This is a genomic window from Maribacter sp., assembly GCF_039968975.1.
Lineage (GTDB): Bacteria > Bacteroidota > Bacteroidia > Flavobacteriales > Flavobacteriaceae > Maribacter.
In genome coordinates, this window is the sequence record NZ_JBDVOT010000066.1 from 1 (window position 1) to 11,076 (window position 11,076).

General features: G+C 36.7%; 2 protein-coding genes and 1 pseudogene. All 3 read right to left on the bottom strand.

Annotated elements, in window-relative coordinates:
• Positions 1–5,961: SprB repeat-containing protein (locus ABJI11_RS04665; RefSeq protein ID WP_348349877.1), on the bottom strand; the 5,961-nt coding region annotated here is incomplete at its 3' end.
• Between the two features lie 3 nt (positions 5,962–5,964).
• Entirely contained in the window at positions 5,965–8,025 is a 2,061-nt protein-coding gene (locus tag ABJI11_RS04670; protein ID WP_348349879.1) for a hypothetical protein, read from the bottom strand.
• An 11-nt stretch (positions 8,026–8,036) separates the two neighbouring features.
• Positions 8,037–11,076, bottom strand: a pseudogene (locus ABJI11_RS04675) (hypothetical protein); the annotation flags it as partial.

Here is an 11,076-nt window from a genome sequence, read left to right on the forward strand (position 1 = left end):
GTCTAATTCTAAAGTTTGATCAGCACAAAGAACTCTGTCAATACCTAAATTAACATTTATTGGGTTTGGGTTCTCTAAAATATAGGTTCTTGTGATGGGACCATCTGATAAACCTGTAACGGTTACCGTATATGTTCCTGCACCAAGGTTATTAAGTGTGTTGGTAGCTTCGCCAGAACTCCATTGGTATGTAAATACACCGTTACCTTTATTAACTAAAAGGTTAATACTACCATCGGTATTGCCAAAGCAACTTGGTTGTAGAATGGTTTCTTCAATAATATCTGGCTGTGTTATCTCATATATTTCCGTAACGTCACAATCGTAGACATCTGAGATTATTACAGTGTAAGTGTCTGCAGATAGGTTAGAAATTGTTGCCTCATTACTAATAACAGCATCAGTAGATGATTGTATCCAAGTATAAGTGTAAGGCTCTTGACCGCCGGCTACTTCAATAGCTATGCTTCCATCATTTACCTGATAATCAGAAGCATTTGTTAAGATGGATTCTGTAATCTCAATAGCTTCATTGGGGGATGCTATGACTATCGATTGTTCTGCAATACACCCCTCATTATCTTCAACTTCAATAGTATATTCGCCAGCTTCCAATCCAGTGATATCAGGTAATGTTTCTCCATTGCTCCAGTAATATTGGTAAGGAGGCGTACCTCCAGAAACAGTAACACTAATGGCACCGGTTGATTCACCAGAGCACAGGACGTTGGTAACATTGTCTACGGTAATTTCTAAGAGGCTGGGTTGTGTTATAACAATTCGGTTAGATTCTATCGAAATGTCGTTATCGTCAGTGGCAATTAAATAATAAGTGCCATTAGCTAGATTATTGATAATATCAGATTCTTCTTCAAGAAGAATATTGTTACCATTATCGTCTTCATACCATTGATAGGTATAAGGTAAAACACCGCCCTGAACATTGGCTACTATTTCTGCGGAGGCATCTCCTGAACATGCTATAAATTCTGTTTGTTCAATAGTAGCTACTAATTGCCCTGGTTCTGTTACTATAATGTCTTCTGATATAAATTGACATCCGGCATCGTTATTACTATTGAAATTAGCATCAGTTATAATTACGGAATATGTACCGGCTTCAAGGTTAGTAATATCTTGTTCATTAGAAGTAAAGCCATTTGGACCTGACCATAGATACGTATAGCTGTCAGAACCCCCTTCAGGAGCAATATAAATAGCCCCGCCAGAAGCGTTTGCAGCGCTTGTAGGTATTTGTTCTATTACAGTAATATTTAATGAAAGAGGCGCTATTATTGCCACAGGTGTAGGTTCTTGAAACTCACATAAATTTTCATCTCTAACTGTAACCGTATAATTATTAGCTTCTAGTCCATCAAAAATTAATTCCGGTTGAAAGTCTACACCGTTAATAGAATAGTTATAATTGCCAGTTCCTCCATCTGCCTGTATTTCAATGCTACCATCGCTGCCACCAAAGCAAGATACATCTGTAGATGTAATTTCTAAAATGGTTAAAGAAGTAGTTGGTTCCCCCACGGATATCACTTCAGAAGTAACCGTTGTGATGTCATCTGTAACTGTTAATACGTAATCACCCGCTAAAATACCTTCTAGATTTTGAGTGTTAACACCGTTGCTTACAGGCACTGGGCTGCCATCAGGAAGTGTCCATGAATATATAATATCTCCTTCTCCGGTAACAGTAGCTGTAATACTACCATTTGCTTCATTTCTACATAGCGCATCGTTAGGTACGATATTAGATATGGTTAAAGGTCCTATAGCGGTAACTTCAATAATCGCTGGTTCCATACAACCGACACTATCAGTAATTGTTATTTCATAAGTACCTTCAGATAAATTATTAAACACATTAGTATCTTGTGGAGTTCCGCCATCTATAACATAGGTGTAAGGCGGTGTGCCACCCTGTACTGCCACACTAATGGAGCCATCATTAGCCCCGGGACCACTTGCTCTTGTAATAGTTGTGCCAGCTTCATCATAAAATAAGGCAGGTGAAGCTAAAATATCTACGGCATTGGTAATGAAATCACAGTTGCTGTTTTCTACAGTACTTAAGCGAGGATAATAAGTACCTTCTGGTAAACCTTCAAATAATGGTGTATCTTGATAGGTTACACCATTATCAATACTGTACAGAAAAGATCCTGAAGGGCTGCCAACAGGGTCAATAAATGTAATTGTTCCTGTATTACCCTCAAAACAAGTACGTGTAGTTAAAATAGTAGCAGTAATTTCTTGTAAACGGACAATCGTAAATATATCACTAGTAATAGTTGTATTGTTCTCGTTTGTAGCCTCTAAATAATAACTGCCATCTTCAAGATTATCTAATGTTATTTCACGTAGATCAGAATCTAGAATGGTACTAATTGCAGTACCATCTTCTAAACGCCAAGTGTATGTTACAAGTCCGGTAGCCTCAAGAGTTGCAGTTATAGAACCGTTATTTTGATCAAAGCATAATGTTGGTGTACCTGTTAAGGGTTGTATAGAGAATTCGTCTTGAACAATAATAGTGAATGTTTCTTCCAATGAACATCCAATATCATCAGTAACTATAACGGTATACTCACCTGCAACTAAATTTGTAATATCCTTATCTGTAGAACCACCAACATTAGGACCTATCCAAGAATAGGTGAAGTTACCTTCGGTCCCATCTTCATAGTTAAATACAGGTAAAATAGAACCATCGCTAAAATCTTCATCAGAAATATTGTTAATTACACTTTCAGTAGTATTTAAGACGATTTGTTTAGCTGTCTCTACAGTTACTGTTTCAGAGTGCGTACAACCGCCGTTTTCTATAATGGTAATTAGGTAATCTCCAGCTTCAAGGTCATTAAAAGTACCTACAAATACGGGATTTTCATCATCAATTTTATAAGTATATACTGGTGTTGTGTTTAGAGTGCCTCCTGTAACGGCCGTAATATTTATTGAACCAGTTCCATTTTCAATACATGAAGGTGTGGTTTCAATGGTAGGAACAATTTCTTCAGTGATATCAATAACTGCGGTGATATCTCCAATTATAACCTCATTGGTTTCTACTTCCAAGAGGTTTAGGGTATAGCTACCTTGTGCCAAATCACTAAAAACTACTGTTCGCTCATCTGTCGTTATTATGGTTTCAGAATCATCTAAAGTATTGACTAAGGTTAGTGTTAACTCTCCGGTACCTTCTACTTGCGCAGTTATGCTTCCCGAATCTTCACCAAAACATGAGTTGGTAGTTGTAAAAAGATCCACAATATTTAATTCTGCAGGTTCACTAATACCTATGGTAAAGTCTTCAACGCTACAACCGTTTACATCACTAACAGTTAAAGAGTAGGCACCTGCATATAAATCGGTTATTATAGGTGTTGATGCCCCAACAAAAGTCTGTTGATCATCCACTAACTCTGCAGTCCAAGTATAGGTATAGGCTTCTGTATCCGCACCCCCTGTTACCTCAACTTCAATTACCCCGTCGTTACCGCCAAATGTAGAAACATTAACATGACTAGCTAATACTTCAGCTACTTCAAGTTCTTCTGGAGTACCAATGATAAAAGCATTGTTATAAATTTCAGATTGGCAATCCGTATTGGCTGCATTACGAAGTGTTAAGTTATAGGTTTGCCCTGTTAAACCTGAGATGGTGTTGTTGGTCGGCAGTGTAATCCAATCTGTTTCATCAGGAACAAGCTCTAAGGTATATTCATAACTAGTTGCACCAGAAACACTAAGTACAATACTACCATCAGCATCGCCATTACAGTTAACATTTGTTGAAATTGATGCGTCAAAATCAACGGCGATAGCAGGAGCGGCGTCAAGAGTAAATAAAACATCATCTCTTTGGTTTTGATCATTGAAATCACCTAATTCAGAAATGGCATATATTTTATAACTTCCAGGGCCTAAATCTGCTAGAGTAATCGCTTCATTTGTAGTATTATCGTCATCTAAGTCTATTTGATCATCTGCAATGGTAACTTCTGAAGAATCTTCTAAAACTTCAACTAAGCGATAGAATATAGTGGCAGCAATATTGTTATTTGCACCATAAGTTACAGGTACACTAATTTGTGCATCAGCTAAACCAGTACAGCTCACTTGACTATCAATAATGACCGAACCAAATTCTGGTGTAGGTATTGGCTCAATGGCAATAGTATCTGAAGTTACAAAACAGGTATTGCTTTGAGAAAAAGTGATTATATATGACCCTTCGCCCAGCCCTAGAAACTGAATATCATTATTAATACCATTATTATCATGATTTATGGAAAACCCTGTAACCGGACTACCATCACTATAAGTAATTCCAAAAGCCGAATCTGGAACATCGCCATCAAAGCTACCACCACTATATTCAAAGCCAATCACCCCGTTAGTGGTTCCAGATATGGTAGTGAGATTACTGTTTTCTGGAATAAATGAAAGTTCTAATTGCTCAGGTACAACAATGGTTACCACCTCAGAATCTGCGCTAAAACATTGGTCATTGCCTTCTTGACCTACTTGAAATATAAAGTTGTTATTTCCAATTTGTAAATCTTCATTTTCAATGATGAATGTTGGTGAAGATTGCCAATCACCAAATTCTTGATTCACCTGTTTATATCGATATTGATAAGAATCAGCATCTGCACCATCATATCCTCCACCAGAGGCGGTCACGGTAACTTGCGCATCGGCATCAAAACATTGGAGTTGAATAAATTCGTTGTCCTCATCAATGGAAATTTTAAGCTCAGATGGTTGACGAATAGTGAATGCTGGTGTAATATTTCCACTTTTCACTGTTACAACTCCAGCAACCTCTTTTATCTCTTGATAAATAATAAAGTAGTCATTGTAATTTCTTGGGTTACCAAATGTATCTGTACCATTGCCCGACAAACCTGTTAAAGTACCACTAAAATTACCATCATTATCATCATCTGTTAAGAAGCCATTACCGGACTCATCATTGAAAAGTATATCGGTTACTACTTGTGGGAAGAGGTTTTCAGGGTATCCTTCAGCACGTTCAAAATCAACGTCATTATCCATGTAATCTTGAGGGTCACCTTCAAATACATAATACCTCATTCTATATAAATCAGCTTGATCAACATTTCCGTCAAATGTTACGGTAACACTACCGTCATTAGTATCATCTTCAGGGTTGTCAGTAAATGCACTATAACAGGTGGCATCGGTAGTTTGAATAGGGTTATTCTCAATTAAATCTATAGAGCAACCTAAAACATCAATTTGAAAATAATTAGAATATACCGGCAGTACTGTTGCACTTTCTGTAAATCGGACTCTTAGGTTTACAGGTCCGTCAGAGGCATCTAATGATTCGTTAAATTCTGAGATAGAATAGCTGTTGCCTATTCGATACGCTATTTCACCTTCAATTAAATCGCCAGTTTGACTATCGGTAAAGGAATATTCTAGGGCCTGACTAAAAAAATGTTGAAAATTACAGTCTTCATACAGATCTAGGGTAAAAGATTCGCATTCACCAACAGTTAAAGAAGAAATATCATATATTATTTTTCCTATACGGAAATAATCATCATCTATGTCTACACATTGTGTTTCGGCACTAAATGCATCACCTAGGGCTGGTAGACCGCAGCCATATAATGTTTCTTCATATTCGTTGTAGTTAGGACTATCACAGTATGTACGTGATGTGTATTTCACTTGACGTGATGTTCCAATAGTTCTTACTCCATGATAATACTGATATTCTTCACCACTAGATTGCGATACAATAGAGCGATATATATTTGTATTTCCTAAAAAAATATTAATGGTAGCACTTTCAGTAAGACTGTTTGGATAATGCGTTACGGAATATTCTATTTTATAATCTTGTGCTTTTATATTATTTATAAAAGTATTGATTAGCACAAAAACTAGAACAAATTTTATATTTTTCATAGTCTAATACTTTAATTCAATTTTTTTAATTGAGGAAACACGCCCGCCATTTAAAACCAATTGAAGTCCGTAAGTGTAGTTTGTATTAATTTCTAAACTCACATCATTATATCCTTTAGAAGTGCCTTCTAAAGTCTTATATAGTTTCAAGTCATTTGCCGTAGTACCTCGATATAATCGATACTCAACAATGTCTTCCTCTTTAACCTTCCAGCTCAGATTAATAAATCGTAGTTCTCTATTCACCGTTCCTGAAAATTTAATATCATCAATTGTTAAAGTTTTACCCTGCCAAAAAACGCTAATTGCAGTTGCTGGTTTACTTTCTAATTCGGTAGAATCAGTAGCGATTATGGTATAAGAATACTTGTTGCGTTCTAAGTTTTCAGTGTCAAAAAAAGTAGTATCTGTTTTAATCGTGGATGTTTTAATTTGCTCCCATTTGGTGTCGTTTTCGGTTTTACGATATAAATTATGTGAAGCCACATCGGTACTACTACTGGGAATCCAGTTTATTCTAATGCCTTTTTCTGTTACATCAAACATTTTTATAATCGGAGCAGAAGGTGCAATCACATCTGGTTTTTTTACCGCCAAAATTTGTGATAATTCTGAACGATTATAGCGAAGGTCTTCAGCTTGTAGTTTATAGTATATTGTTTTATTAAGATTTGCTGCAACAACGGTATCGGTATAGATTTCGCTTTTGTATGTCTCGTTTGTAACTTCACTAAACTCGTTAGTTGGGTTATTAGATCTAAATATGCGATATCCGCCCAAATCTTCTTCCAAGTTTTTATCCCAACTAAGGGTTACAATACCTGTAGTATCTGCAACTCCTTTTAAATTTACAGGTGGTTTTGGTGGAATGGAATCTACCGGTTGCACTATAGTTGCAAAAGACGGACTTTCAGTACCATTTTTTCCTATTGCAACAATTGTAAAATAATTTATTCTTTTTAAACCTTTAAAAGTAGTTTCACGTCTTGTAGGTATAATGTTTTTTTCCACTGTAGTAAAAGGGCCATCTACTTTGTTGGCTCTTCGAAGTTCAAAACCGGTGATAAGTTCATTTTCTTCTTCTTTAAATTCCCATTTTAAGATAGCTGTATTGTCATCTGGTATTTCTTTACTATAAATTCGAGGAGCAAAACCAAGTGCTTCAATGGCTCTGCCTTTTAATACTTGTGAAGCAGGACCAGTTTCTCCAAATGCGGTTTTACCTTTAATTTTATAATGAAACGTTGTGCCGTTAGGAATAGAATCTGTGTAGTACATAGAAATTGTAGAACCAACTCGATTGTCTGAAGCATTAAAAATTGGTCTTTTATTTTGTTGTTGATAAGTCGTGCCATCTTCCGAACGTTCTACAATATAACTGGTGTACAGGGTACTTAAAAGGTCATAATTCCAGCTTAATAGTACATTTCGGTCTTTAAATGCCCCGGTAAAACCTATAGGTACAGGTAGTGGTTCATAGAGTTCTACTCCTGCAAACGTACTTCCTTCATTAATAGCTGTTGTACTTTCAGGGGGTAATGCTACACGTATTCGGTAAACATATTTTTCTCCGGCTACAACAGTTTTATCTTCCAATGCCCATCCGGCAAGAAGCGCTCCTTGAAAATTTTGCTCTGCGGCTAAAAGGCCGAATGTAAATCGTTGTTCTATCTCATCATTAACTGCCATTATTTTGCCCATAGTGCCTTGACTTGGCGCTGTCGTTTTAAAAGAATTTCCAAATAACGCTTGTGCTAAAACCGCGATATTTTGATCTTGATTCGCCAATGTTTCCCATTCCATCAAAGGTCTTGGTTTTAACGGTGAGGCTGTTAGCATTTGTTTAATAATCGGCACTACCGCTTCTCCATTTCTAGAAATGGTTGAGCGTTCTACTAAAAACCCATATTCATTCGCTTTTTTCCATGCTAATGGTTGGTCCACAGCCCAGCGCAGCATAACTTTATCTTGTAGAGACCGTGTGATAACCTGTACCGAAGCCGTTTCTTGGGTCCAAGAAGTTGCAGTTACAAAGAAAACGATTATAAAAATGAGTTTTTTCAAAGTATTATAAATTAGTCGTTGTTATATTTTATTTCGTAGCCTCTTTGGTATAAGTTACCCGGTGTTCTATAAATTAATTGTGCCGGATACCCTTTATTTCTTCCTAAAGGAAGAGGAGGGAAAGAACTTTCAATTAAATATTTAAAAGAATCATAAAGTGTGGTATCCCCATCCGTTCTAGAATACCTATTGGCTATTTGCTGTCTCAAATAGATAAAATCAGTTTTGTATTGAAAAGGTAAATTATAAACGAAAGGAATTCTGTTTTTAACCCAATGCGAATTTGGGTTATTATCAATATGAGCAAGATATTCGTTTCCTATATAGAAAGACCGTTTTGGAGGTACACCTAAAATATCAGGATCACGATTTACTACAATTTCTCCATTTACTTCGTCTAAAGGGTACACGTCTTCATTGTACAGTAATGGCCCAATTTGGTCTTTATAATAGGAATCTTCTAAAATGGCTTCAGCATATATTAAAGGTTGATTTCCTGTATGTTGGTTGCCAATGATTTCCGTTTTATCTAAGTACTCGTAACTCCCTACTTGTAGAGATAACGAGTGTACATCTGGTATCACATTTATTTGTTCATTACCCGGAATGAATAAGATGTTAGTAAGATTATTAGTTACATGTAAAGCATTCACTTTATCACCAAAAGTTGCATATTTACTTGTTTTAAAATCATAATCGAAAATTGATTTTGGTGATCCATTTGAGACAGTTACATTTGCTGCCTTCTTATTAGATATAACGGCTGTTGCTGAGGTGTTTTGTATTTCCTGTGAATCTGAATTTGGATTGAACCAAGTTGTTTCACCGGCTTCTTCTCCAGATAGAACATTAGTTTCTTCTACAATGATTTCTGTAGGTGCATCTGCTCCTGGAGGATATACCACCAAATTTAAAAAATACGTTTTATCTAAGTCCAACTCATCAGGAATATCAAATAATACCATGCTATTTGCTATATCATATTGCATAGCAGTACGTACCCCATCGCCATATTCAGGCATAAATTCGGCACGCATTTCATAACCATCATCAAAGAGATCAGATTGGTGTTGAATCATTTTTACATAGCCCTTGTTATATTCTTTAGGGTGAAAAGACTGTTGATCTTTAACAGGATATACATAAGCTACATTTTCCCAAACAATATGATCAGGAGCCTCATCGGTCACAAATGTTGATTCTGCTCTTTCAATAACTGGTTCTCCATTTTCAATCATGGTTTGAAATGCACCGCCAATTTTTTCATCAAAACTAACTTCTACAACTACATTTACCTCTTTTTCGGATGGTAGGGTTGCTGTTGGTTTAAATGTTACGGCATCATTAGTATCGTTCCATTCTAATTCTCCATCAATCGCTTGACCTTCAGAAGTAACCGAGAAATTAGTAAGTTGAAGTTTAAATGTACGTGTCCCTCCTTCTAAATCTACTGTAAAGTCAGAATTTACCGCATAATTGAATACGGCCAGAGGAGCTGAGAAAACTGAGGCATCATCAGTATTGTCCCTAGGCGTTAAGTCAGATATCATTGGTACGCCTATAGTATTAGATATTCCTTCAAGTTCACATTCTTCCCCAAGTTCAACTTTCATTCGCATTCTACCTTTTACCAAACCACCTAAAATATTATAATACATACCTACGTAACCTTGTATATATACGGGGTTTGGAAATTGACCTCTAAGATTTGCCGCTACCCCTGCTTCGGCTATTTTAAACTTTCCTTTGATGAATGCGAGTTCTACATCTACTCCAAATTCACCGTATAAATAAGCATATACTTGTCCCATAGAATACCAACCATTATTACCAATAGGTCCAGGTCTTCCTACACATTTTGCATTAGGGTAATAGGCATGCATGACATCAAAACCGGCGCCTATTTCTACAGATGCATAAAACAAGCCCCAATCCCAAGCATATCCATAGCCGAAATTCATTCCAAAAGCAAATCCGTTACCTGCAGTTAATTGATTGTCTCTACGTTCTCCATTTAGCATGTCATCACCTAATATTTTTACGACTGTTGGGTGCGGATCTACTTGAGAAGGTAAATTGGTGCCGGTCATAAAATAGCCGCCTACCCTTACTTGTACACCAGAATTAAACAATAGGTCTATACGTTGCTGCGGTGTTCCTATATGAATATACCATTCATTAGGACTAGTATATATTTTTGCATAACCTGCTAGATTATCTTCACCACCGCCTTTTACAGCAGCTAAATCTAAATACAATTTAAACTCGCCTTCAAACGTATCATTCGTAAAGTCTCTCTCTATACCTACATAAACCCCAACTTTGCCAGATGCCGCAACATCGGTAACTGGTATAGATTCTTCAGCCACTGTTAGGTAGTTGCCATTGCTTTGATCGGCCACCAAATTGCTGTTTTCTTCAAGTGCCTGTCCCACTTTTGTAGCTGCAGCCCCTGTCTCAGCTAAACTACCTTTGTCACCACTTCCCATGACAGAGCCTTCACCCATGAAACCGATACGGTTAAGACCGCCATGAATGTTATATTCCATTTCTAAATAAGCCTTACAAGAAAATGATTTGGCATTTTGGGTTTCAATTTTTACACCTGCCCTAATCCCTAAACCAGTATTTGCATCTGGTATGTAGGTAGCAGTGCCAGGTTGAAATCCAGAAGCGTTGCCACCTGTTTTTCTCATTCTATTAGATATACCACCAACAAACGCTTTAAGTGGTAATTTAGAATTTCCGTTTTCTTCTACATTATCTGTCCAAACATCTACGGTCCAATACCTAAAGTCTGTTTTGCCAAATATTGCCCTACCCCCAACTTTAAATTTTGGGTTTTCAAATGTTGCAGATAAGGTACCATCAAAACCATCTCCATATACAGGGTCATCTTCCATTATTGCCAGAGAACCCTCTAAAGTAAAGTTACTTTTGGTGTATTTAATTTCGATACCATCTACCTTTACTCTCTCAAATTTCCATTCTTGAATTTGAGCGTCTTCATCTAATTTTCCTAAAACATCTAAACTTGTAGTTGCGTGAGAA